The sequence below is a fragment of the Pseudomonas sp. genome (genome assembly GCF_050739655.1).
Taxonomy (GTDB): domain Bacteria; phylum Pseudomonadota; class Gammaproteobacteria; order Pseudomonadales; family Pseudomonadaceae; genus Aquipseudomonas.
On record NZ_JBOIBY010000517.1, the window covers coordinates 1 to 23609 of the forward strand.

General features: G+C 59.0%; 20 protein-coding genes. 10 read left to right on the forward strand and 10 right to left on the reverse strand.

What is annotated here, in order from left to right; all coding sequences use genetic code 11:
- Nucleotides 1-84 (reverse strand): hypothetical protein (locus ACRESJ_RS24410; protein WP_431760207.1); only part of this gene is annotated, 84 nt, incomplete at its 3' end.
- 622 nt (nucleotides 85-706) lie between these two features.
- Nucleotides 707-1144, reverse strand: coding sequence for a hypothetical protein (locus ACRESJ_RS24415; RefSeq protein WP_431760189.1), 438 nt, complete (start codon nucleotides 1142-1144; stop codon nucleotides 707-709).
- Nucleotides 1145-1248: 104 nt separating this feature from the next.
- Here ACRESJ_RS24415 and ACRESJ_RS24420 point away from each other — a divergent pair, with 104 nt between their 5' ends.
- On the forward strand, nucleotides 1249-1689 hold the full coding sequence (locus ACRESJ_RS24420; RefSeq protein ID WP_431760190.1) for a universal stress protein: 441 nt from the start codon (nucleotides 1249-1251) through the stop codon (nucleotides 1687-1689).
- 191 nt (nucleotides 1690-1880) lie between these two features.
- Here the strand turns inward: ACRESJ_RS24420 and ACRESJ_RS24425 are convergent, their stop codons facing one another.
- Nucleotides 1881-3800 carry an ATP-binding cassette domain-containing protein gene (locus ACRESJ_RS24425; RefSeq protein ID WP_431760191.1) on the reverse strand — a complete coding sequence of 640 codons (1920 nt, stop codon included), beginning with the start codon at nucleotides 3798-3800 and terminating at the stop codon, nucleotides 1881-1883.
- 213 nt (nucleotides 3801-4013) lie between these two features.
- On the opposite strand from ACRESJ_RS24425, the gene ACRESJ_RS24430 reads away from it, so the two are divergent.
- A complete protein-coding gene (locus ACRESJ_RS24430) occupies nucleotides 4014-5942 on the forward strand; it encodes a transglycosylase SLT domain-containing protein (protein WP_431760192.1) in 1929 nt (642 codons plus the stop codon).
- Between the two features lie 99 nt (nucleotides 5943-6041).
- Here ACRESJ_RS24430 and ACRESJ_RS24435 read toward each other — a convergent pair whose 3' ends face one another.
- Together ACRESJ_RS24435 and ACRESJ_RS24440 are read right to left on the reverse strand one after the other, a co-directional pair.
- A complete protein-coding gene (locus ACRESJ_RS24435; protein ID WP_431760193.1) occupies nucleotides 6042-7076 on the reverse strand; it encodes a Fic family protein in 1035 nt (344 codons plus the stop codon).
- 54 nt (nucleotides 7077-7130) lie between these two features.
- Complete coding sequence (locus ACRESJ_RS24440) at nucleotides 7131-8939, reverse strand: ABC transporter transmembrane domain-containing protein (protein WP_431760194.1); 1809 nt, start codon at nucleotides 8937-8939, stop codon at nucleotides 7131-7133.
- Between the two features lie 261 nt (nucleotides 8940-9200).
- On the opposite strand from ACRESJ_RS24440, the gene ACRESJ_RS24445 reads away from it, so the two are divergent.
- Complete coding sequence (locus tag ACRESJ_RS24445) at nucleotides 9201-9380, forward strand: PA1571 family protein (protein WP_431760195.1); 180 nt, start codon at nucleotides 9201-9203, stop codon at nucleotides 9378-9380.
- Between the two features lie 178 nt (nucleotides 9381-9558).
- Here the strand turns inward: ACRESJ_RS24445 and pdxB are convergent, their stop codons facing one another.
- The gene (gene pdxB / locus ACRESJ_RS24450) at nucleotides 9559-10701 is read right to left on the reverse strand and encodes a 4-phosphoerythronate dehydrogenase PdxB (RefSeq protein ID WP_431760196.1); all 1143 of its coding nucleotides are present in this window, start codon (nucleotides 10699-10701) and stop codon (nucleotides 9559-9561) included.
- 269 nt (nucleotides 10702-10970) lie between these two features.
- Between pdxB and ACRESJ_RS24455 the strand changes: the two genes are divergently transcribed.
- The gene (locus ACRESJ_RS24455; RefSeq protein WP_431760197.1) at nucleotides 10971-12377 is read left to right on the forward strand and encodes an MATE family efflux transporter; all 1407 of its coding nucleotides are present in this window, start codon (nucleotides 10971-10973) and stop codon (nucleotides 12375-12377) included.
- Nucleotides 12378-12564: 187 nt separating this feature from the next.
- Here the strand turns inward: ACRESJ_RS24455 and tusA are convergent, their stop codons facing one another.
- Nucleotides 12565-12816: a sulfurtransferase TusA gene (gene tusA / locus ACRESJ_RS24460; protein WP_431760198.1), complete on the reverse strand. Its 252-nt coding sequence runs from the start codon at nucleotides 12814-12816 to the stop codon at nucleotides 12565-12567.
- Between the two features lie 178 nt (nucleotides 12817-12994).
- Entirely contained in the window at nucleotides 12995-14068 is a 1074-nt protein-coding gene (rlmM, locus tag ACRESJ_RS24465; RefSeq protein WP_431760199.1) for a 23S rRNA (cytidine(2498)-2'-O)-methyltransferase RlmM, read from the reverse strand.
- A 222-nt stretch (nucleotides 14069-14290) separates the two neighbouring features.
- Between rlmM and acnA the strand changes: the two genes are divergently transcribed.
- Both acnA and ACRESJ_RS24475 read left to right on the forward strand, forming a co-directional pair.
- Complete coding sequence (acnA, locus tag ACRESJ_RS24470; RefSeq protein WP_431760200.1) at nucleotides 14291-17032, forward strand: aconitate hydratase AcnA; 2742 nt, start codon at nucleotides 14291-14293, stop codon at nucleotides 17030-17032.
- Nucleotides 17033-17309: 277 nt separating this feature from the next.
- Nucleotides 17310-18875: a methyl-accepting chemotaxis protein gene (locus ACRESJ_RS24475; protein WP_431760201.1), complete on the forward strand. Its 1566-nt coding sequence runs from the start codon at nucleotides 17310-17312 to the stop codon at nucleotides 18873-18875.
- Nucleotides 18876-19142: 267 nt separating this feature from the next.
- Here ACRESJ_RS24475 and ACRESJ_RS24480 read toward each other — a convergent pair whose 3' ends face one another.
- On the reverse strand, nucleotides 19143-19820 hold the full coding sequence (locus ACRESJ_RS24480; protein ID WP_431760202.1) for an alpha/beta family hydrolase: 678 nt from the start codon (nucleotides 19818-19820) through the stop codon (nucleotides 19143-19145).
- 86 nt (nucleotides 19821-19906) lie between these two features.
- On the opposite strand from ACRESJ_RS24480, the gene ccoN reads away from it, so the two are divergent.
- Genes ccoN through ccoP form a run of 4 tightly spaced genes read left to right on the forward strand, consistent with a single transcriptional unit; the run spans nucleotide 19907 to nucleotide 23101 of the window.
- Nucleotides 19907-21331 carry a cytochrome-c oxidase, cbb3-type subunit I gene (gene ccoN / locus ACRESJ_RS24485; protein WP_431760203.1) on the forward strand — a complete coding sequence of 475 codons (1425 nt, stop codon included), beginning with the start codon at nucleotides 19907-19909 and terminating at the stop codon, nucleotides 21329-21331.
- A gap of 10 nt (nucleotides 21332-21341) precedes the next feature.
- Nucleotides 21342-21950, forward strand: coding sequence for a cytochrome-c oxidase, cbb3-type subunit II (gene ccoO, locus ACRESJ_RS24490; protein WP_085723096.1), 609 nt, complete (start codon nucleotides 21342-21344; stop codon nucleotides 21948-21950).
- A 3-nt stretch (nucleotides 21951-21953) separates the two neighbouring features.
- Nucleotides 21954-22151 (forward strand): cbb3-type cytochrome oxidase subunit 3, encoded by a 198-nt coding sequence (locus tag ACRESJ_RS24495; protein ID WP_431760204.1) that lies wholly within the window; start codon nucleotides 21954-21956, stop codon nucleotides 22149-22151.
- Complete coding sequence (gene ccoP, locus ACRESJ_RS24500) at nucleotides 22148-23101, forward strand: cytochrome-c oxidase, cbb3-type subunit III (protein ID WP_431760205.1); 954 nt, start codon at nucleotides 22148-22150, stop codon at nucleotides 23099-23101. Before ACRESJ_RS24495 ends, ccoP begins: the two co-directional genes overlap by 4 nt.
- Nucleotides 23102-23271: 170 nt before the next feature.
- On the opposite strand, the gene ACRESJ_RS24505 is transcribed toward ccoP, so the two are convergent.
- Nucleotides 23272-23609 (reverse strand): hypothetical protein (locus ACRESJ_RS24505; protein WP_431760206.1); only part of this gene is annotated, 338 nt, incomplete at its 5' end.

Consider the following 23609-nt stretch of genomic DNA (forward strand, 5'->3'; position numbering starts at 1 on the left):
GGACTCACCCTTGAGGTCGAACTTCAGTTCGACGATGCCACTTTCAAGAGCCTTAACCGTGATGGCTTTACCTTCGTAAATCATCAACTGATCTCCACGATATGGAAGCTGAACAGTACACGTCGGACAGCAGGCGAATGGCTCGGCAGGGACGTCAATCGTCGATGCTACGCCCATTCCCCCGGCACACCCGCCAACGCGATAGTCGGGATTCTGTAGAGCGATCTGAAACAAACGCTCAATTCATACGCCCGTTTGATTTGGGTACGCCACCTTCACGGAATTTCCGACAATTGTCAATCGCCCAAAATGCGAGTTGAAACGCGACTTTGCGGTCATTTCTGTAGGACAACGACCTACTGCATGCGTTTGCATGTAGAGACATTCATAGGATTAATCGTTAGAAAATTCGCCCTAATTCGCTGCAGCCTTTGCGGAACAAGCTACGCTGGCGAAACCTCTGGGAAATTTGAACGCTGCTGGCGAACGCCAGGCGTAAGATGAAATACAACTGAATTACCGGCCTGCCTGGCCATCCAGCCCGATGATGTTGTCGGGCTTTTTATTGCTTTTGCTTTGGCTTTCTGTAGGAGCAAGCTTGCTCGCGAAAACCTTTAGGCGCCGCGACCATTCAGGATGAACGCGTCATCGTTAACGTTTTTCGCGAGCAATCGAGCGTCGACCGGCTGCTCCTACAGGAATAGTGTCAGGCAAGTGCTTTGAGCGTGGCATCGATGTGCTGCAAGACCTCAGCCTCGCCCTTCTCGCCCCAATACAGGGCAATCATTTGCTTATCGGCCTCAACCTTGTAGACGTTGCTTGGCAATTTTTCGAAATGATTGAGCAGCGAAGGTTCTTCGCAAATTTCCTGCCATTGATTCACCCAAACGCCCGGCGACTTCTGCCAGTAACTCCAGCAAGCCGGCTGAATGCCGCGCCGTGGCCGATGGTACTGCGCACAAGGGTTTGGCGGCTCCTGGCCGAGCCAGTGCGGCCACTCCTGGGGCGCCAATTGCATGGCCAGCCCGATGCGGCGCGCCTCCATGCGCAGGGCCATGCGACCACTCTGATGGCGCGATGGTCGCAACCATGCCAGGGGGCTTAGTACCACCAGCAGGATTGACACCACTATCCAGACCGTCATATCTGTACTCCCGATTTTGAATGAGCGGATTGGGCCACCTAGGAACCAAAGCGCTTGAAACCAGCCATACTTACCAATATTGCGTTTCTCAGGAGAAGCACCTCATGCCCTACGAGCATATTCTGGTCGCTGTAGATCTAACCGAAGAGTGCGACCCTGTCATACACCGCGCTCGCGAACTTTCGGTAGGCAGCGGCGCAAAACTATCCATGGTCCACATTGTCGAGCCCATGGCCATGGCCTTTGGTGGTGACGTGCCAATGGACCTGTCACAACTGCAACAGCAACAGTTCGATCAGGCCAAGGAGCGCCTCGATCGCTTGATCGTGAAGTATCCGGAACTCTCCCGGGAAAACTGCCACCTGACCTACGGCCAGCCACGCCAGGAGATTCACCACCTGGCCAAGGAACAGCACTGCGACATGATCGTGGTGGGCAGTCACGGCCGGCATGGCCTGGCACTGCTGCTGGGTTCCACCGCCAATGACGTGCTGCATGGCGCGCCTTGCGATGTGCTTGCGGTGCGCCTGCAAAGCAAAAGCTGACACCACGCCACTACTGTAGGAGCGAGCTTGCTCGCGATGGACGTCAACGATGACGCTGGGTGCCTGACACCCCGCGGCGCACTCAGGTTCTTCGCGAGCAAGCTCGCTCCTACAGGTACAAAATCTCGATTCAAACGTGAAAAAGCCCGGCGTTCATTAATGAACGCCGGGCTTTTTCATGACCGGATCAATCAGGCATCCAGCTCAGCCCAACGCTCGACCATCACCTCGAGTTCAGCCTGCAGCTGCGACAGCTGAGCGATCACAGCAGCGGTTTCCGCCGCCGGGCGCAGGTAGAACCCTGCATCCGCCATCTGTGCTTCAACGGCGGCGATCTGCTGCTCCATGGCTTCGATCTGACCCGGTAATGCTTCCAGCTCACGCTGCAACTTGTAGCTCAGCTTTTTCTTCGCCACTGGTGCATCGACCGCAGCCGCAACCGGCGCAGGCTCGGCCTTCACCACAGCAGAATTCAGGTCGGCCTTGCCGGATTTGCTTTCGGTCACACCGAGCAGGCGCGGCGAGCCGCCCTGACGCAGCCAGTCCTGATACCCACCTACGTACTCGCGAACCTTGCCTTCACCTTCAAAGACCAGAGTGCTGGTGACCACGTTGTCGAGGAATGCCCGGTCGTGGCTGACCATCAGCACGGTGCCGTTGAAGGTCAGCAAGACCTCTTCCAGCAGTTCGAGGGTTTCCACGTCGAGGTCGTTGGTAGGTTCGTCGAGTACCAACAGGTTCGCCGGTTTGCTGAACAGTTTGGCCAGCAACAGGCGGGCACGCTCACCACCGGACAGCGCCTTGACCGGCGTGCGGGCACGCTGTGGGCTGAACAGGAAGTCACCGAGATAACTCAGTACGTGGCGGCTCTGGCCGTCGATATCGATAAAGTCGCGACCTTCGGCGACGTTGTCGATCACGGTTTTTTCCAGATCCAGCTGATGACGCAACTGGTCGAAGTAGGCGACGTCGATCTTCGTCCCCTCTTCCACCTTGCCGCTGGTGGGTTGCAGACCACTGAGCATCAGCTTGAGCAGCGTGGTCTTTCCGGTGCCGTTGGCGCCGAGCAGACCAATACGGTCGCCACGCTGCAACACCATCGAGAAATCCTTGATCAGGAACGGGCCGTCCGGATGGGCGAAGCTCACGTTCTCGAGCACCATCACCTGCTTGCCGGACTTTTCAGCGGTATCCAGCTGGATATTGGCCTTGCCGGTGCGCTCGCGACGTTCGCTGCGCTCGACGCGCAGAGCTTTCAAAGCACGTACACGACCCTCGTTACGGGTACGACGAGCCTTGATGCCTTGGCGAATCCACACTTCTTCCTGGGCCAGGCGCTTGTCGAACAGCGCGTTGGCGGTGGCCTCGGCGGCCAACTCGGCTTCCTTGTGTACGAGGAAACTGGCGTAGTCGCCGTTCCAGTCGATCAGACCACCGCGGTCCAATTCGAGGATGCGGGTTGCCAGGTTTTGCAGGAAGGAACGGTCGTGCGTGATGAACAACACGGCGCCCTGAAAGTCCTTCAGTGCCTCTTCGAGCCAGGCGATGGCACCGATGTCCAGGTGGTTGGTCGGTTCGTCGAGCAGCAGCAGGTCCGGTTCGGAAACCAGGGCCTGGGCCAACAGGACGCGACGACGCCAGCCACCGGATAATTCGGCAAGGGTCTTGTCCGCAGGCAGCTGCAGACGACTCAAGGTACTGTCCACCAGCGTCTGCAAACGCCAGCCGTCACGGGCTTCGAGGTCGTGCTGGACGTGCATCAATTTGTCCAGATCGGCGTCGGTGACGATGTTCTGGCTCAGGTGGTGGTATTCGGCAAGCAACTTGCCGACACCGTCCAGCCCTTCGGCAACCACATCGAACACGGTCCGCTCGTCGGCTACCGGCAATTCTTGCGGCAATTCGCCAATTTTGAGGCCCGGAGCGCGCCAAACGGCGCCGTCATCGGGCTTCTGGTCGCCCTTGACGAGCTTCATCATGCTGGACTTGCCAGTGCCATTGCGGCCGATGATGCACACCCGCTCTCCACGGGCGATCTGCCAGGACACCTTGTCCAACAACGGCATAGCGCCGAAAGCAAGGGACACATCGCTGAATTTGAGCAGGGTCATGAGCTTCTCCAAAAACCGGGCGCGCATTCTACCTGAATCGAGGCATCAGAAGGCCGGCAATTTCACTGTCGAAGCACTCTGCACAACAAATGTTGCGAACTGATGCCGACAGGTCCGCAAAGCTTTCACCCGCTGCTGGCAAAAGGCTAAGCTACGAATAATTCAGTGTGGGCATCGCCAGCACTTGTCATGTTTTTACTGTCTGGACGTCTCATGCGCAGTCGCCTTCTCAATTTTTTGTCCTGTTTTTTATTGTCTGCCGCTGCCGTTCAATGCGCCCAGGCGGTAGACCTGTCCACCCAACGCCAATATTACGATGAAGCCAAGCGCGCCCTGGCCAAGGGTGATACCGGCCCGTATTTCCGTTACAGCCAGGCCTTGGCAGACTATCCGCTGGAACCCTACCTGGCCTACGACGAACTGACCGCGCGACTGAAAACCGCCAGCAACGCGGAAATCGAGAAATTCCTTGCTGAGCACGGCGACCTGCCCCAAGCCAACTGGATGAAGCTGCGCTGGCTGCGTTGGCTGGCCGATCGCGGCGACTGGGCCACCTTCGTCAAATACTACGACCCCAAGATGAACTTCACTGAACTGGACTGCCTGAACGCGCAGTACCAGATCAGCCATAACCTCAAATCCGAAGGCTATGCCAGCGCCAACAAGCTCTGGCTGACCGGCAAATCGCAACCAGCGGCGTGTGACGCGCTGTTCGGCATGTGGGCCGCCGAAGGCCAGTTGACCGAGCAAAAACGCTGGGAGCGCACCAAGCTTGCCGCCCAGGCGCGCAATTACCCACTGGCCATCAGCCTGGCCAACGGCCTGACCACCCTCGCCCCTCGTGGCCGTTTGCTGGTGGATGTGGCGCAAAACCCGGAACTGTTGAACCAACCGTCGCGCTTCACCCCGGCCGACGAGCCGATGTCGGATGTGGTCAGCCTCGGTCTGCGCCGCCTCGCCCGCCAGGACCCGGACCGGGCGATGGCCCTGCTCGACGGTTATGCCAGCAGCATGCACTTTTCCCGCGACGAAAAAGTGGCCATCGCCCGGGAAATCGGCTTGACCCTCGCCCGTCGCTTCGACAGCCGTGCGCTGGACATGATGACCAAATACGATCCGGAACTGCGTGACAACACAGTGTCCGAATGGCGCTTGCGCCTGCTCCTGCGCCTGGCACGCTGGGACGATGCCTATCAGCTGACCCGCCGCCTGCCGCAAGACCTGGCCACCACCAATCGCTGGCGCTATTGGCAGGCCCGTAGCCTGGAACTGGCACAGCCACAGAATCCGGAAGCGCAAAACCTCTATAAAAACCTGGCTCGCGAACGCGACTTCTACGGGTTTCTCGCCGCCGACCGATCGCAGTCACCCTACTCGCTGACCAATAAACCGCTGGTACTCAGCCAGGCACTGATCAATAAAGTGCGCAATACCCCCGGTGTTCGTCGCGCCCTCGAGTTCCATGCCCGCGGGCAGATCGTCGATGGACGTCGCGAGTGGTATCACGTCAGCCGCCATTTCAGCCGCGATGAAATGGTTGCCCAGGCAAAACTGGCCTATGACTTGAAATGGTATTTCCCGGCGATTCGCACGATCAGCCAGGCGCAGTATTGGGATGACCTGGATATTCGATTCCCGATGGCGCACCGCAATACGCTGGTGCGTGAAGCCAAAAATCGTGGCCTGCACTCCAGCTGGGTGTTTGCCATCACCCGTCAGGAAAGTGCCTTCATGGACGATGCCCGCTCTGGCGTCGGCGCCTCGGGCTTGATGCAGTTGATGCCCGCCACGGCCAAGGAAACGGCGCGCAAGTTCAGTATTCCTTACGCTTCGCCACAGCAACTGTTCGACCCGGACAAAAACATCCAGCTCGGCGCCGCCTACCTGAGCCAGGTGCACAGCCAGTTCAACGGCAACCGCGTCCTCGCCTCCGCCGCCTACAACGCCGGCCCCGGCCGCGTGCGCCAGTGGCTGCGCGGCGCGGATCACCTGAGCTTCGATGTATGGGTAGAAAGCATCCCGTTCGACGAAACCCGTCAGTACGTGCAAAACGTGTTGTCGTATTCGGTGATCTACGGCCAAAAACTCAACTCACCACAGCCGATCGTGGATTGGCATGAGCGGTATTTCGATGATCAGTAACCGGTAATGCCGGTTACGTAGGAGCTGCCGCAGGCTGCGATCTTTTGATCTTGTTTTAAAAAATGCCCGCTCAATCGATGCGGGCTTTTTTTGGTCTAACTACGCCACCCCGGCTTTTTTAGCAGCCTGTTCGCCTTGATCGGTCAAGCGATACCGTTGAGCCGGACTATTGGGTGAGTCCGGAGAAGTCATCTCAACCAAACCTTTAGCCAACGCCGGTTTCAGATAGTTGGCCCTAAAGGTTGCCTTATGAACCAACCCTATCTGCACCATCAGCTCGCTAATCTTGAGCGGAGCGTTCCCGTGAAGCACCCCAAGCAGTTTCGCTACTTGGTCGGTTACTGGGTCGATTACTGGGTCGGTTAGTGCCTCGCTTCCGGCCGCCTCCCGAAGCGCCACGCTCAGGGCCTGAAGCATGAACTCGACGAAAGGCGTCGACTCGGCCAACTGGTCCGCCGCCGACAATGCCGCGTAGTAAGCATCCTGCTGCTCCCGGATAACCGCTTCGACCGGAAGATAGGCCAATATCGGGCGCCACTGGCTCAGGATCAATGTTTGCCAAAGACGACCCATGCGCCCGTTACCATCCGCGAAGGGATGAATAAATTCGAACTCGTAATGAAATACACAACTGATAATCAACGGATGCCAATCTGAATGGCCAACCCATGCCAGCAAATCGTCAATCAAATGCGGAACGCGACTCGGTGGAGGCGCCATATGGAACAATCGATCGCCACGGTAGATTCCAACACCAGCTTGGCGAAGCTGTCCGAAATCATCGATCAAGCCATGCATTAGCAGCTCATGGGTTCGAAGCATGTCAGCTCGACGGGCGGGCTGCCATTGAGGCATGGCTTCGTAGGCAGCGAAAGCATTACGAACCTCCTGGATTTCCCGGGGCAATCCCAGCACTCGCCGCCCCGCCAGTACAGCAGTCACTTGCTCGATACTGAGGGTATTGTTTTCAATAGCCAATGAAGCCTGAATCGTCCGAATACGATTGCCACGCCGCAATTGAGGCGTCTGCCGGGAGTCATCCACAGACGATAGCTGACCGATCTGCTCACTGATTTCGGCGATCAACGCGAGCATTTTCGTGGTCAAGGTCAACGGAGGTTGGTAAAGGCTCATTCCCTCATCCATGCTCGTCACTGAGGCGGACATGATGCCCGAACCTCACAGCATTTATTCAACCTCATGACCCTTTCCGACGTTCTCGGAACCATATTCTTCACGCTCCAAACCAGCGCCAAACTGCAACGCCGCCAACCGCGCATACAGCGCATTGCTGGCGATGAGTTCCTGGTGCGTACCCACCGCCACCAACTTGCCTTGATCCATCACCGCAATACGGTCGGCATTTTTTACCGTGGCCAGGCGATGGGCGATGACCAGGGTGGTGCGGTTTTTCATCAGGCTCGGTAACGCTTGCTGGATAAGGTGCTCGCTTTGCGCATCAAGGGCGCTGGTGGCTTCGTCGAGTAACAGGATTGGCGCATCCACCAGCAGCGCCCGGGCGATGGCCAGGCGCTGCCGCTGGCCGCCGGACAAGCCGAGCCCGCCATCGCCCAGATGCGTCTGGTAACCGTTGGGCATGGCTTGAATGAAGTCGTGGGCGTAGGCGATTTTTGCCGCTTCCTGGACTTCGGCCAACGTCGCCGCAGGGTTGCCATAACGGATGTTCTCTTCGATGCTGCCGAAAAACAGGGCCGGGGTTTGCGATACCAGCGCGAAGCAGCGACGCAGGTCCAGCGGATCGAGTCGGGTCAACGGCGTGCCATCGAGCAGGATGCGTCCTTGCGCAGGGTCGTAGAAGCGCAAAAGCAGGTCATAAACGGTCGACTTGCCGGCCCCTGAAGGCCCGACCAATGCCAGTGTTTCGCCAGCCCGGATGCTCAGGCTCAAACCGTCGACGGCATAGCTTTCGGGGCGCGACGGGTAGGAAAAACGCACGTCCTGAAGTTCCAAATCGCCGTTCACTCGCTCAGGCAACACCACAAGATCGGTGGTGGGCGGTTGAATGATGTTTTCCGAGCGCAGCAATTCGGCAATCCGCTCAGCAGCGCCGGCAGCGCGCTGCAGTTCGCCGATCACTTCACTCAGGGTGCCGAACGCACTGCCAACAATCAGGCTGTAGAAAACAAACGCTGCCAGCTCGCCGGCAGTAATGCGCCCGGCAATCACGTCCATGCCACCGACCCAGAGCATGACGCCTACCGCACCCAGCACCAGTACGATTACCAGCGTAATCAGCCAAGCCCGTTGAAAGATGCGTTTACGCGCAGTGTTGAACGCTTCCTCCACGGTTGCGGCAAAGCGCTGTTCGTCCTGGGACTGATGGTTATAGGCCTGCACGGTTTTAATTTGGCCAAGGGTTTCGGAAACATAGCTGCCGATATCGGCGATCCGGTCCTGACTCAAGCGCGACAGGTTTCGCACTCGACGGCCAAAGATCAGGATCGGCGCGATCACCAAGGGCAAGGCGACCACGACGATGCTGGTGAGCTTGGGATTGGTGACAAACAACAGGACGATCCCACCGATCACCATCAACAGGTTGCGTAAAAACAGTGACAACGAAGAGCCGATCACCGATTGCAGCAGCGTGGTATCGGCGGTCAGGCGTGACTGGATTTCGGAGCTGCGGTTGTTTTCGTAGAACCCCGGATGCAGGTAGATCAAATGGTTGAACACCTGACGACGGATGTCAGCGACGCAGCGCTCACCGATCCACGACACCAGATAAAACCGGGCGAAGGTGCCGACCGCCAATCCAACCACCAGCAGCATGAACACGACGATGGATTGGTTAAGCAGGTGCGGCGACTGGGTCATGAACCCCTGATCCACCAGCATGCGAATCCCTTGCCCCATGGACAAGGTGATGCCCGCCGTGACGATCAACGCCAGCAAGGCTCCGAACGCATGCCAGCGATAAGGGGCGATGAAGCGGCTGGCCAGACGAATGGCGCGGCGGTGTCGAACAGTGAGCATTGGCATCATCCAGGGCGGCTCGATCAATAGGGTTCAACCTACACCGATCAATGGGGTGGAACCGGGTAAATCACAATGAGTCAGGTTAATTATGTCCACCAAGACTAGGCGCTAGACGCTATCGGTCTAAGGTCTGTGTGGCAACGTCGCGGTATTTCTGTTGGACTGGTACTGCCGCCTCGCACTGATCGCAGGGAGTTGTCACAGCCTGGTCACCTGGCGGTATTAAAGTAGGCATACAACCTGATGAGGAGACAGGCCATGTCCTTGCAACACAGCAGCGATGACAAGATTCAAGTGATCCGCACGCAGCCAGACCAGTCTCTGGGTTGCTCGATTATCGATGAACAGGGTCGCGAAGTACCGATCACTGAAAAGATGATCCAGAAAGCGTGCAGCGAACTGGACAAGCGATTGGTCAAGCCTGCCGAACAAAAGTGATATAGCCACCGTCTTCTGACCCGGTCCTTGGTGGCCGGGTTTTTTATGGGCCGCGGTTTGATCGGCCTTGTGTGGAGCTGCCGCAGGCTGCGATTTTTTGATCTTGCTACTAAAAACAAAATCAAAAGATCGCAGCCTCGTTGCACTCGACAGCTCCTACAGGATCCGATCCCGGTCTTCAGATGGCGGTTGCGCCGAGGGCCGCTACGATTTGATGCAATTCTGGTGCATTTCCCTCGATCCGCACCGTCAACCCATCGATTTCCCGTCGCGATGGATAGTTCTTGCGCAATGCATCGAACGCGGCGCGCTGCTCGTTGACGCTGCCGACCAGGCTACGGCGAAAATCCGCATCGTCACGGCGCGGGTCGTACACGCCGCGGCACAGCATCGCCAGCGACCAGGCTGGATCGCTTTGCGCACTCAAGCACACTTGCGCCAGCCAAGGTGCAGGCAACAGATCGCTCAGGCTGACCTTGACCGGCTGCCCGGCGAAGTCGCAATAGGCCTGATAGATCTGCGCCGTCCCGCGTTGTTTGCCATCCAGGCTGTATCCGGCAATGTGCGGCGTCGCGATAACACAGAGTTCCGCCAAAGCTACATCGACTTCCGGCTCGCCTTCCCAGACATCAAGCACCGCTTGAAGGTCTTCGCGCTCCAGCAGCACATCACGCAGCGCGGTATTGTTAACCACCGGCCCACGACTGGCGTTGATCAGCCAGGCGCCTGGCTTGAGTTGATTCAGGCGCTTTTTATCGAACAGGTGCCAGGTCGACTGCGAGCCTCGCTTGATCAATGGTGTGTGAAGGCTGATGACGTCGCATTGCTCGATGATTTCTTCAAGGCTGACGTAGTCGCCAGCTTCGGCTGCTTGCCGTGGAGGATCACAAACCAGCACGTTCCAACCCAGCCCTTGCAGGACCTTGACCAGTCGCCCGCCCACTTCACCGGCCCCGACCACACCGTAGGTGCGCTGGGTCAGGTCGACGCCTTCGATCTCGGCCAGCGTCAGCAGGCTGCCGAGCACATAGTCGACCACACCCCGGGCATTACAACCCGGCGCGCTGGACCAGGTGATCCCGGCTTGCTGAAAGTATTCCAGGTCCAGGTGATCAGTGCCGATGGTGCAGGTACCGACAAAGCGCACCTTGCTGCCTTCAAGCAAGGCACGGTTGACGTTGGTCACCGAGCGCACCAGCAATACGTCGGCCTGCTCGACGGTGGCGCGGTCGATGGAACGTCCCGGCACCCGGCGAATTTCACCGAAACCTCCAAAAAAGGCATCGAGCAGGGGAATATTTTCGTCGGCAACAATCAACATGGCAGGCTCCTTTGGCGGACCGGCAGTTTAGGCGTAGATCACGCCCGGCGCCTAGCGCGTTGATCCCCCCTGCAGGAGCTGCCGAAGGCTGCGATCTTTTGATTTTGTTTTTTAAAGCGAGATCAAAAGATCGCAGTCTTCGGCAGCTCCTACGCAAGTTCGTGTAAAGCTGCAGATTTACAAATCCTCAACACAGTCTTTTCCTGACCGTTGCGTCAAGGCGTAGAATGCGTCGCCTTGCGCATCAAAACCCTTTGGACGCTTCGCCTGTGAATTCTGTGACTGACACCACCACTACCACCCAACCTCGCACGACCCCGATTCGCCTGGAACTCAAGGGCCTGCTCAGCCTGGCCGTGCCAATCATGGTCGCGCAACTGGCCACCACGGCCATGGGCTTCGTCGATGCGGTGATGGCCGGCCGCGTCAGCCCGCGGGACCTGGCCTCGGTGGCCTTGGGTAACTCGATCTGGATTCCGGTCTATCTCTTGATGTCCGGCGTTTTATTGGCAACCACGCCCAAGGTCGCACAACGCTTTGGCGCCGGGCAGCTGGACGAGATCGGTCCACTGGTGCGTCAGGCGCTGTGGCTCGCTCTGTTCGTCGGGTTGATCGGCAGTGGCCTGCTGCTGGGCGCCGAGCCGATCCTGCATTGGATGAAAGTCGATCCGCAACTGATCGACCCGAGCATGGGATACCTGCACGGTATCGCGTTCGGTTTGCCGGGCATGGCTTTCTATTACGTACTGCGCTGCTACAGCGATGGCATGGGTCGCACCCGCCCGAGCATGGTCATTGGCTTGTGTGGCCTGCTGCTGAACATTCCACTGAACTACACGCTGATCTACGGCCATTTCGGCGCACCGGCCCTGGGCGGCGTCGGCTGCGGCTGGGCCAGCGGCATCGTGATGTGGTTCATGGCCTTGAGCATGGCCGCCTGGACGTTCTGGGCACCCTTCTATGCCCGCACTCGAGTACTGGTGCGCTTCGATTGTCCGCAATGGGCCCTGATCAAGCGCCTGGTCGGCATTGGTCTGCCGATCGGGATCGCCGTATTCGCCGAGTCCAGCATTTTCGCAGTCATTGCCCTGTTGATCGGTAGCCTGGGTTCCACCGTGGTTGCCGGACATCAAATCGCCCTGAACATCAGCTCGCTGCTGTTCATGATTCCGTACTCGCTGGGAATGGCAGTGACCGTAAGGGTCGGTCAGGCGCTGGGGGCCGGCAATCCTTATCAGGCGCGGTTCGCGGCGAAAGTCGGGCTCGGTGCAGCGCTGGTGTTTGCGGCGTTTTCAGCGACGCTCATTTTGTGCCTGCGCGAGCCGATCGCCTCGATCTACACCCCTGACAAGAGCGTGATCCAGATTGCATCGATGCTGATTGTCTATGCCGCGCTGTACCAGTTCTCCGATGCCATCCAGGTGATTTGCGCTGGCGCGTTGCGTGGGTACCAGGACACTCGGGTGACGATGATCCTGACCTTGTTCGCCTACTGGGGCATCGGCCTGCCGGTCGGTTACGCGCTGGGACTGACCGATTGGCTCGGTCCGGCCAGCGGCCCGAGCGGGTTATGGGAAGGGTTGATTGCCGGCTTGAGCTGTGCGGCGCTGATGCTGTCGATTCGCCTGACGCGCAGTGCGCGCAAACGGATTCGTAACAGCCACTCGGTGGTTTGAGCCTCTATTACCGGCACAAAAAACTGTGGGAGCTAGCCTGCTAGCGATGACGGCGGCACATTCGACATCTTCTTTGAATGTGAAGGCCCTATCGCTAGCAGGCTAGCTCCCACAGTAGTCATGGGTCGGCCACAGAATTTTCGATCAACCGAATTTATGGCTGCAGGGTTTGTGTTTGCTTCTGCCCTTAGTCGGACTTCTTGCGAATCCAATACAGGTAGGTGCCGGCGTCTTCGTGCTGCGCAACCAGTTCGTGGTCTAGAAACACACAGAACTTGGGGATATCGCGACGGGTCGACGGGTCGGTGGCAATCACCTTGAGCAGGCCGCCGGGCACCAGGTCACGGATGTGCTGGTGCAACATCATCACCGGCTCCGGGCAGTTCAGACCGGTGGCGTCGAGGGTGCCGTCAACCGGTTTATCAAGCATTTCACTCATGATTCACTCCTGAAACTTGCCGGCATTGTCGCGCATTGCCGGGTGCAACGTCATCTTTTGGCTAGCACCGTACCTGTGGGAGCGGGCTTGCTCGCGAAGGCGAACTGTCAGCCGACATAATTGCTGAATGACCCACCGTATTCGCGAGCAAGCCCGCTCCCACATTGGTCCACGTGTATTAGCGAGACTTCGGCTTTTTCACATCCAGACGGCGCAGATGACAGGTCACTTCCTCACGGTCGTGGTACAGCTGCTTGCAACCGATCTCGACGCGAATGCCCCGCGCCTTGAAGCCGTCGGCAATGCGTTCGAGCAACCGCTTCACTTCGGCATAACGCTGCTTCATCGGCAACTTGAGGTTGACCACCGCTTCGCGGCAATGGCCCTCGCCGATCCACTCTTCCAGCATCGCGGCGTTGCGCGCCGGTTTTTCGACGATGTCGCAGACCATCCAGTCCACCGGCTGCTTGGGTTTGAAGGTGAAACCGTCGGCCATCAGGTGCTGCACAAGCCCCGTATCCATCAGGCTTTCCGCCATCGGACCGTTGTCGATCGCCGTCACCAGCATGCCACGGTTGACCAGTTGCCAGGTCCAGCCACCGGGCGCAGCGCCGAGGTCGACGCCGGTCATGTCACTGTGCAGGCGCTCATCCCACTGATCGCGCGGGATGAAGTGGTGCCAGGCCTCTTCCAGTTTCAGGGTCGAACGGCTCGGCGCCTCTCGGGGGAATTTCAAACGCGGAATCCCCATCGGCCACATTGCCGAGTTGTTCGACTCAGCCAAGCCGACAAACACTTCACGACCGCTCTTGAAGGTCAGCAACAGTCGCGGCTTGTTGGCGTCATCCACCAGTTTTCCTGCCGCCATCAGCGCCTTGCGCAGGTGAACTTCGAATTTCTTGCAGAAGTTCGACAGTTCCTTGCCATCGTTGGTGTCGACCATTTCCAGCCACAGGCTGCCGCACAGCGGAAAGTCCGCCATATGGGCGAGGATCACGCTGATTCGGTCGTTTTCCGGCAGATCAATGAAGCTGCCCCGAGCCCATTGGCGCGGAAAGATCAAATCGGCGAAACGCTGACCACGCATCAGGCGCTCGGCGCCATCTTCTTCGGTGCAGACAAATTCAGCGCAGGCACTGGCGGCCTTGGCCTTGGCATAACCGGCCACATTCAGTTGTGCGGCAAGGTCGGAAATCTCGGAACAGACTTCGCCTTCGAAGCCCGGCCGGCAATGCATAAAAAGGGTGTTCATTCTTACTCCTGGGCAGATGGCGAGACATTCAACCACTGCGCGATGCCAAGACTTGCCCTGAAGCAAAGCCTGTCACGAAAACCGGCGCATGATAGCCGACTTCGGAACCCGGGACTTGCCCATAGAGTCCAGTTATTAGCCAGCTACTTAAAACAGAGCTAGGTTTAATGCTCTGCCCGTCCCCTCAGTCCGTAGCCGTGCGGACTTAAAGGAGTGAACGCGATGCCGTCCCTCGATAGCCTCAAAACCCTGAAAACCCTGCAAGTCGACGACAAGATCTATCACTACTTCAGCCTGCCGGATGCCGCCAAAAGCCTGGGTGACCTGGGCAAGCTGCCGATGTCGTTGAAAGTGCTGCTGGAAAACCTGCTGCGCTGGGAAGACGAAAAGACTGTGACCGGCGCCGACCTCAAGGCGATTGCCGCCTGGCTCAAGGAGCGCCGCTCCGATCGGGAAATCCAGTACCGCCCGGCGCGGGTATTGATGCAAGACTTTACCGGCGTACCCGCCGTGGTCGACCTGGCCGCCATGCGTGCCGCGATGGCCAAGGCCGGCGGCGATCCGCAGCGAATCAATCCGCTGTCGCCGGTAGACCTGGTGATCGACCACTCGGTGATGGTCGACAAGTTCGCCTCCAGCAGCGCCTTTGAACAGAACGTCGAAATTGAAATGCAGCGCAACGGTGAACGTTATGCGTTCCTGCGCTGGGGTCAAAGCGCCTTCGACAATTTCAGCGTCGTGCCACCCGGCACCGGGATTTGTCACCAGGTGAACCTGGAATACCTCGGCCGCACGGTCTGGACCAAGGACGAGGACGGTCGTACCTATGCCTTCCCCGACACGCTGGTCGGCACCGATTCCCACACCACCATGATCAACGGCCTCGGCGTGCTCGGCTGGGGCGTGGGCGGGATCGAAGCGGAAGCGGCGATGCTCGGCCAACCGGTATCGATGCTGATTCCGGAAGTGATCGGCTTCAAACTCACCGGCAAACTCAAGGAAGGCATCACCGCCACCGACCTGGTGCTGACCGTCACCCAGATGCTGCGCAAGAAAGGGGTGGTCGGCAAATTCGTCGAATTCTATGGCGATGGCCTCGCTGACTTGCCCTTGGCCGACCGTGCAACCATCGCCAACATGGCACCGGAGTATGGCGCCACCTGTGGCTTCTTTCCGGTGGATGACGTGACGCTGGAGTATTTGCGCCTGTCCGGCCGCCCCATCGAAACCGTGAAACTGGTCGAGGCCTACAGCAAGGCGCAAGGCCTGTGGCGCCTGCCGGGTAAGGAGCCGGTATTCACCGACAGCCTGGCACTGGACATGGCCAGCGTCGAAGCCAGCCTCGCCGGCCCAAAACGCCCGCAAGACCGGGTGGCGCTGCCAAATGTCGCGCAAGCGTTCAGCGACTTCCTCGGCGTCCAGCTCAAACCCACCAGCAAGGAAGAAGGTCGCCTGGAAAGCGAGGGCGGTGGCGGCGTGGCTGTGGGCAATGCAGACATGGCCGGCGAAGCGGACTACGAATTCGAGGGCCAGACCCACCGGCTGAAAAACGGCGCCGTGGTGATCGCCGCGATTACGTCCTGCACCAACACCTCCAACCCGAGCGTCATGATGGCCGCCGGCCTGGTGGCGAAAAAAGCCGTGGAAAAAGGCATGCGCCGTAAGCCGTGGGTGAAAAGCTCGCTGGCGCCCGGTTCGAAAGTGGTCACGGACTACTACAAGGCCGCCGGCCTGACGCGCTACCTCGATGAACTGGGTTTTGCCCTGGTCGGTTATGGCTGTACCACCTGCATCGGCAACTCCGGCCCCTTGCCGGAACCGATCGAAAAAGCCGTCCAGCAAGCCGACCTCACCGTTGCTTCCGTACTATCGGGCAACCGTAACTTCGAAGGTCGGGTCCATCCACTGGTGAAAACCAACTGGCTGGCCTCGCCGCCGCTGGTGGTCGCTTATGCGCTGGCCGGCACCGTACGCATTGACCTCTCCCGCGAACCTCTGGGCGAGGACCAGCACGGCAACCTGGTTTACCTGCGGGACATCTGGCCGAGCAGCCAGGAAATCGCCGACGCCGTGGAACAGGTCAACACCGCGATGTTCCACAAGGAGTACGCCGAAGTGTTTGCCGGCGACGAACAGTGGCAAGCGATCAAGGTGCCGCAAGCGGCCACCTACGTCTGGCAGGACGATTCAACCTACATTCAGCATCCACCGTTCTTTGACGGCATCGGCGGGCCACCTCCTGTGGTCAAGGACGTCACTGGCGCGCGCGTGCTCGCGCTGCTCGGCGATTCAGTCACCACCGACCACATCTCCCCGGCCGGCAACATCAAGGCCGACAGCCCGGCGGGTCGTTACCTTCGAGAGAAAGGCGTGGAGCCTCGGGACTTCAACTCCTACGGTTCACGGCGCGGTAATCATGAGGTGATGATGCGCGGTACCTTCGCCAACATTCGCATCCGCAACGAAATGCTCGGTGGCGAAGAAGGCGGCAATACCCTCTACATTCCCACCGGGGAGAAGCTGGCGATCTACGACGCGGCCATGCGTTATCAAGCCGCAGGCACGCCGCTGGTGGTCATCGCCGGGCAGGAATACGGCACCGGATCGAGCCGCGACTGGGCGGCCAAAGGTACCAATTTGCTTGGGGTAAAAGCGGTCATCGCGGAAAGTTTCGAGCGGATCCACCGCTCCAACCTGGTGGGCATGGGTGTGCTGCCACTGCAATTCAAGCTTGATCAAAACCGCAAGAGCCTCAACCTTCGTGGCACGGAAACGGTGGATATCCTCGGCCTGACGGGCGTTGAACTGATGCCCCGAATGCACCTTACCCTGGTCATCACCCGTGAAAACGGCGTCCAGGAAAAGGTCGACGTGTTGTGTCGGATCGATACGCTTAATGAAGTGGAATACTTCAAGTCGGGCGGGATTTTGCACTACGTGTTGCGACAGTTGATTGCTTCATGAATTGTTCCTGACAACGACACCGCCCTCGGGCGGTGTTTTTGTTTGAGGTCACACAATACTTGTGGGAGCGAGCCTGCTCGCGATGGGGCCGTCACATTCAAAATCATCGTTGACTGAAATACCGCAATCGCGCGCAGGCTCGCTCCCACAGGGGTTTTAGGGGAGTCGAAGGATTTACGTTGGCGCTCGACTTTTAGAATTGGCTGCAAAAAATAAAAACTCAACAAATCCCCGACCCCGCCGACACCCTGTCAAAGCCTCACGGATTGAACCAGCCATGCGTAACAACCAGCCTATTACACAACGCGAACGGACCTTTCCTGGTCAGCAACGGTTGATTTCAACCACCGACGCCAAGGGCATGATCACCTACTGCAACGACGCTTTCGTCGAGATCAGCGGGTTTTCACGTGAGGAATTGATCCGTGCACCGCATAACCTGGTGCGTCACCCCGATGTCCCGTCATCGGTGTTCGCGCACATGTGGGGCACACTGAAACAAGGCTTGCCATGGATGGGCATTGTCAAGAATCGCTGCAAGAGCGGTGATCACTATTGGGTTAACGCCTATGTGACGCCGATCTTCGAAGGCAATCAGGTGATTGGTTACGAGTCGGTGCGGATCAAACCCACCGCCGAACAGATCCGTCGCGCCGAAGCGCTCTATCAACGCATCAACCAGGGCAAGTCGGCCGTTCCTTCCACCGATAAATGGTTACCGGTTCTGCAGGACTGGCTGCCATTCATTCTTGTCAGCCAGTTGAGCTTCATGATCGGTGCCACCCTGACTTCGCAGTGGGGTTTTGCCCTCGCCGCCGGTCTTTCGGTGCCGCTGGGCCTGATGGGCCTGAGCTGGCAGCAGCGTGGCATCAAGCGTTTGCTGCGCTTGGCCGAGCAGACCACGTCCGACCCGTTGATCGCGCAGATGTACACCGATAGCCGCGGCGCCCAGGCGCGCCTGGAGATGTCGATCCTCAGCCAGGAAGCGCGGCTGAAAACCTGCCTGACCCGTCTGCAGGACACCGCCGAGCACCTGACCGACCAAGCGAAACAGTCCGATGCCCTGGCGCACAACAGCTCCAGCGGCCTGGAACGCCAGCGCGTCGAAACCGAGCAAGTCGCTACCGCGGTCAATCAGATGGCCGCGACGACCCAGGAAGTCGCCAGCCATGTGCAGCGCACCGCTGATGCAACTCAGGAAGCCAATCGCCTGACCAGTCGCGGTCGTGACATTGCCGGGGAAACCCGCGAAGCGATTCAGCGCCTGTCGGTGGTCGTCGGGGAAACCGGAATGACGGTGACCCAACTGGCCAAGGACAGCGACGAAATTGGTGGCGTGGTCGATGTGATCAAGGGCATCGCTGACCAGACCAACCTGTTGGCACTCAACGCCGCCATCGAAGCGGCCCGTGCCGGTGAGATGGGCCGTGGTTTTGCGGTAGTGGCCGATGAAGTCCGTCAGCTGGCGCAACGCACCAGCGAGTCCACCGGGCAGATTCACGCGCTGATCGCCAAGCTGCAGCAAACCGCCGGCACCGCCGTGCAGACCATGGAGGCAGGGCATCGTCAGGCTGAAGAAGGTGTGGCGCGGGTTCTGGAAGCGGATCAGGCACTGGTGGGGATCAGCGAAGCGGTGGCCAACATCACCGACATGACCACCCAGATCGCCGCAGCGACCGAAGAGCAAAGTGCCGTGGCCGAAGAAATCAGCCGCAACATCAGCAATATTTCGGAACTGGCAGATCAGACTTCGGAACAGGCACAGAACTCGGCGCTGCTGAGTGAAGAACTAACGAAGACGGCCAATACCCAGTATTCGTTGGTGGAGCGGTTTAACCGCTGATCGTTGCCGATCGATAAAAAACCCGGACAGTGGAAGCTTCCGGGTTTTTTATTGGCCCTGTGAAAGTGATGTTGCCTGTGAGGCCGTCATCGCTGGCAAGCCAGCTCCCACAGGTATTGAGTCGATCACAAATTTTGTGAACACCACAAATCACTGTGGGAGCTAGCCTGCTAGCGATTGGGGCTTCACATTCAAAGAAGATGTGGAATGTGCCGCCGCCATCGCTAGCAGGCTAGCTCCCACAAGGTTTGCAGGTCACACCACAGATCACTGAAGAAATGCAGCCACCCGCTCCGCCGCCGCAGCCAGATGCTGCTCATGGCTAAACCCGGAAGCCTTCAACGGTTTCAAATCATGATCCCCCGCCACCAGCCAGAACACCTCGATGCTCGGCGACAGTTCGTACCCTTCGACCGCCTGCCGATTTCCCAACGCATCCCGTTCGCCCTGCACAATCAACGTGCGGGTTTTCAAAGAAGCCAAATGCTCAACTCGCGGCTTTTCGGGTTTGCCGACCGCATAAAACGGATAACCCAGGCACACCAGCGCATCCGCGCCCAACTCATCAGCAAGCAAACTGGCCATGCGCCCGCCCATGGATTTGCCGCCGATGGCGAGCGACCCGGTGACATGACGTCGAACCACGGCATGCACCTCGCGCCAGCATTCCAGCAATTTCGGCGCCGGATTCGGTGGACGTTTGCCGCCATCGACACGCCGCTGCGCCATGTACGGAAACTCGAAGCGCAACACATTGACGCCGTGTGCCGCGAGGCGTGCGGCCATGTCGTTCATCCAGTCGCTGTCCATCGGCGCGCCGGCGCCATGGGCCAGGATCAACGTCGCGCGAGCGGTGCCTGAAGCCCCATCCCACAACCATCCATGATCACGCACACACTGCGCCCATTGATCCCCGTCAATACCGGCCTTGTGCCCTTTGTCCATGCTTGCCTCGCTTTTAGTCTGCCTATAACTCCAGGCGAAGGATGCGCCGCTGGCGCTCGCTTCGGCTGAACCGTGGATGGGGAACCATGAACACTTCTATCAGTACCGCCTACAACTACAAGGTGGTCCGCCAATTCGCCATTATGACGGTGGTGTGGGGCATCGTCGGCATGGGGCTCGGGGTTTTTCTCGCGGCCCAGTTGGTCTGGCCCGAACTCAACTTCAATTTGCCGTGGACCAGTTTCGGCCGTTTGCGCCCGCTGCACACCAACGCAGTGATCTTCGCTTTTGGTGGCTGCGCCTTGTTCGCCAGTTCGTTCTATTCCGTGCAACGCACCTGCCAGACCCAATTGTTTGCCCCCAAAATCGCCGCGTTCTGCTTCTGGGGCTGGCAACTGGTGATCCTTCTGGCAGCCATCAGCTTGCCGCTGGGCTACACCAGCTCCAAGGAATACGCCGAGCTGGAATGGCCGATCGACATCTTGATCACCATCGTCTGGGTCGCCTACGCCATCGTGTTCTTCGGCACGATCATGCAGCGCAAGACCAAGCACATTTATGTGGGCAACTGGTTCTTCGGCGGGTTCATCGTCACTGTCGCCATCCTGCACATCGTCAACAACCTTGAGCTGCCGGTGAGCATCACCAAGTCCTACTCGCTGTATGCCGGCGCTACCGACGCAATGGTGCAGTGGTGGTACGGCCACAACGCCGTGGGCTTTTTCCTCACCGCCGGCTTTCTGGGGATGATGTATTACTTCGTGCCCAAACAAGCCGAGCGCCCGGTGTATTCCTATCGCCTGTCGATCGTGCACTTCTGGGCGCTGATCACCCTGTACATCTGGGCAGGCCCTCACCACTTGCACTACACCGCGCTGCCGGACTGGGCGCAGTCGCTGGGCATGGTGATGTCGCTGGTGCTGCTGGCTCCAAGCTGGGGCGGCATGATCAACGGCATGATGACCCTCTCGGGCGCCTGGCATAAGTTGCGCAGCGACCCGATCCTGCGCTTTTTGGTGGTGTCGCTGGCGTTCTACGGCATGTCAACCTTCGAAGGCCCGATGATGGCGATCAAGACCGTCAACGCCCTGTCCCACTACACCGACTGGACCATCGGCCACGTACACGCTGGCGCCCTGGGCTGGGTGGCGATGATTTCCATCGGTGCCCTGTATCACATGATCCCGAAAGTCTTCGGCCGCGAGCAGATGCACAGCATCGGCTTGATCAACGCGCACTTCTGGCTCGCGACCATCGGCACCGTGCTGTACATCGCTTCGATGTGGGTCAACGGCATCGCCCAGGGCCTGATGTGGCGCGCCGTGAACGAGGACGGCACGCTGACCTACTCCTTCGTCGAGACGCTGGTGGCCAGCCACCCTGGCTTCGTCGTGCGACTGATCGGCGGCGCAGTCTTCCTCAGTGGCATGTTCCTGATGGCTTACAACACCTGGCGCACCGTGCGGGCCTCGCAGCCTGCCGACGTCGTCGCTGCCGCGCAGATGGCCTGAGGAGTCCGCCATGAAACACGAAACAATCGAGAAAAACGTCGGCCTGCTCCTGCTGTTGATGGTGCTCGCCGTGAGCATTGGCGGCCTGACCCAGATCGTCCCGCTGTTCTTTCAGGACGTGACCAACAAACCCGTGGAAGGCATGAAGCCCTATACCGCACTGCAACTGGAAGGTCGCGACATTTATATCCGCGAAGGCTGCGTCGGCTGCCACTCGCAGATGATCCGCCCGTTTCGCGCCGAGACCGAACGTTACGGCCACTACTCGGTGGCCGGCGAAAGCGTGTGGGATCACCCGTTTCTGTGGGGCTCGAAACGTACCGGGCCAGACCTGGCGCGGGTCGGTGCGCGTTACTCGGATGACTGGCACCGCGCGCATTTGTACAACCCGCGCAACGTAGTGCCGGAATCGAAGATGCCGGCCTACCCGTGGCTGGTGGCCAATCAGCTCGACAGCAGCCACACCGAAACCAAGCTGCGCGCCATGCGCACCCTGGGCGTGCCGTACACCGACGACGACATCACCGGCGCCGTGGCCTCGCTCAAGGGCAAGAGCGAGATGGACGCACTGGTCGCCTACCTGCAAGTGCTCGGCACTGCCATCAAGAGCAAGAGGTGAGCCATGGTTGTTGAGATGAGCACTGGAATGATCCGCGGCCTGGGCACCGTCGTGGTGTTCGTGGCCTTCGTCGGCCTCACCCTTTGGGTATTCAGCGGCAAACGCAGTCCGGAATTCGCCGAAGCGCGTCTGCTGCCGTTCGCCGATGAGCCACACACCGACATCACTGAAGAAACCGCCACAAGGAGTACCCGGCCATGACCACTTTCTGGAGTACGTGGATCTGCGTACTGACCATCGGCAGCCTTGTCGGCCTCACCTGGCTGCTGATCGGCACCCGCAAGGGTGAAACCAAGGGCAGCGTCGACCAGACCATGGGCCACAGCTTCGACGGCATCGAGGAGTACGACAATCCGCTGCCGCAATGGTGGTTCATGTTGTTCGCCGGCACCCTGGTGTTTGCCGTCGGTTATCTGATCCTCTATCCGGGCCTGGGCAACTGGAAAGGCATCCTGCCGGGTTATGAAAATGGCTGGACCGGCGTGCACGAATGGGAAAAGGAGATGGACAAGGCCGATGCCAGATTCGGGCCGATCTTCGCCAAATTCGCTGCGATGCCTGTGGAAGAAGTAGCCAAAGACCCGCAAGCGCTGAAAATGGGTGGTCGCCTGTTTGCGTCCAATTGCTCGGTGTGCCACGGCTCGGACGCCAAGGGTGCATACGGTTTCCCTAACCTGGCGGACAGTGACTGGCGTTGGGGCGGCAGCGCCGAAACGATCAAGACCACCATCATGGGCGGACGCATGGCGGCGATGCCGGCCTGGGGTGAAATCCTCGGCGAGCAAGGCGTGAAGAACGTCGCCGCTTATGTACGCCATGAACTGGCCGGGTTGCCGATGCCAGCCGACAGCAGCGCCGACCTGCAAGCCGGTCAGCAAGCGTTCAGCACCACCTGCGTTGCCTGTCACGGGGCTAACGGCAAAGGCACCGAAGCCATGGGCGCGCCGAACCTGACGCACCCGGCCGGCTTCATCTATGGCACCAGCCTGACCCAGCTTGAGCAAACGATTCGTCATGGACGCCAGGGCCATATGCCGGCGCAGAACGAACTGCTCGGCAACGATAAGGTGCAACTGCTGGCTGCATATGTGTACAGCCTGTCCCACGGTTTGAATACCGAGCGTTTGCAAGCTGAGGACAACCGCAAATAAACCCCGACCGCCCTGCTGCCGCATTCTGAGGAATGCGGCAGTTCCCTGCCCCTTTGCGACTCATTGTCGCACCCTCGATTAGTCTTCCTTTCGGATCCCCGGATTCGGGTCTAAGCTTCCCCCGATGCGGACTGGCCAGCGCTGGTTCCAGGTCGACCCAGAAGGATGTGTTAGACGAATCTGCCCGATGACAGGCCGCAAAGGCTGGTAGATACCGGCTGTCGCGCCGATTGCCTTCGGTCACCCAATCGTTGCGTTTGAACACACTCCGTTACATCCGACCTGACCCCCTCGCCTATCGAGTCCGCCGAGACATTTTGCCCTTGGGCAATTTTGTCCATACGCGGCGCATGGAAAGGCCGCAGAATCAGCATTTGAAATGCATTGACCCAGGTCATGGCGCGTTGCAATGACCCCCTGCTTTCTCCATACTTGCGGCCGATTTTTAATCCTAATAAAACACCCAAACCGTGGAACCTTAGAATGAGCACAGCAATCAGTCCGACTG

Coding starts and splice junctions, on each gene's coding strand:
- ACRESJ_RS24435 (WP_431760193.1), bottom strand. CDS start 7,076: ATGAGCCTTTACCAACCTCCGTTGACCTTGACCACGAAAATGCTCGCG.
- ACRESJ_RS24425 (WP_431760191.1), bottom strand. CDS start 3,800: ATGACCCTGCTCAAATTCAGCGATGTGTCCCTTGCTTTCGGCGCTATG.
- rlmM (WP_431760199.1), bottom strand. CDS start 14,068: ATGAACACCCTTTTTATGCATTGCCGGCCGGGCTTCGAAGGCGAAGTC.
- ACRESJ_RS24415 (WP_431760189.1), bottom strand. CDS start 1,144: ATGACGGTCTGGATAGTGGTGTCAATCCTGCTGGTGGTACTAAGCCCC.
- acnA (WP_431760200.1), top strand. CDS start 14,291: ATGCCGTCCCTCGATAGCCTCAAAACCCTGAAAACCCTGCAAGTCGAC.
- ACRESJ_RS24430 (WP_431760192.1), top strand. CDS start 4,014: ATGCGCAGTCGCCTTCTCAATTTTTTGTCCTGTTTTTTATTGTCTGCC.
- tusA (WP_431760198.1), bottom strand. CDS start 12,816: ATGAGTGAAATGCTTGATAAACCGGTTGACGGCACCCTCGACGCCACC.
- ccoP (WP_431760205.1), top strand. CDS start 22,148: ATGACCACTTTCTGGAGTACGTGGATCTGCGTACTGACCATCGGCAGC.
- ACRESJ_RS24475 (WP_431760201.1), top strand. CDS start 17,310: ATGCGTAACAACCAGCCTATTACACAACGCGAACGGACCTTTCCTGGT.
- ccoO (WP_085723096.1), top strand. CDS start 21,342: ATGAAACACGAAACAATCGAGAAAAACGTCGGCCTGCTCCTGCTGTTG.
- pdxB (WP_431760196.1), bottom strand. CDS start 10,701: ATGTTGATTGTTGCCGACGAAAATATTCCCCTGCTCGATGCCTTTTTT.
- ACRESJ_RS24420 (WP_431760190.1), top strand. CDS start 1,249: ATGCCCTACGAGCATATTCTGGTCGCTGTAGATCTAACCGAAGAGTGC.
- ACRESJ_RS24480 (WP_431760202.1), bottom strand. CDS start 19,820: ATGGACAAAGGGCACAAGGCCGGTATTGACGGGGATCAATGGGCGCAG.
- ccoN (WP_431760203.1), top strand. CDS start 19,907: ATGAACACTTCTATCAGTACCGCCTACAACTACAAGGTGGTCCGCCAA.
- ACRESJ_RS24445 (WP_431760195.1), top strand. CDS start 9,201: ATGTCCTTGCAACACAGCAGCGATGACAAGATTCAAGTGATCCGCACG.
- ACRESJ_RS24440 (WP_431760194.1), bottom strand. CDS start 8,939: ATGCTCACTGTTCGACACCGCCGCGCCATTCGTCTGGCCAGCCGCTTC.
- ACRESJ_RS24495 (WP_431760204.1), top strand. CDS start 21,954: ATGGTTGTTGAGATGAGCACTGGAATGATCCGCGGCCTGGGCACCGTC.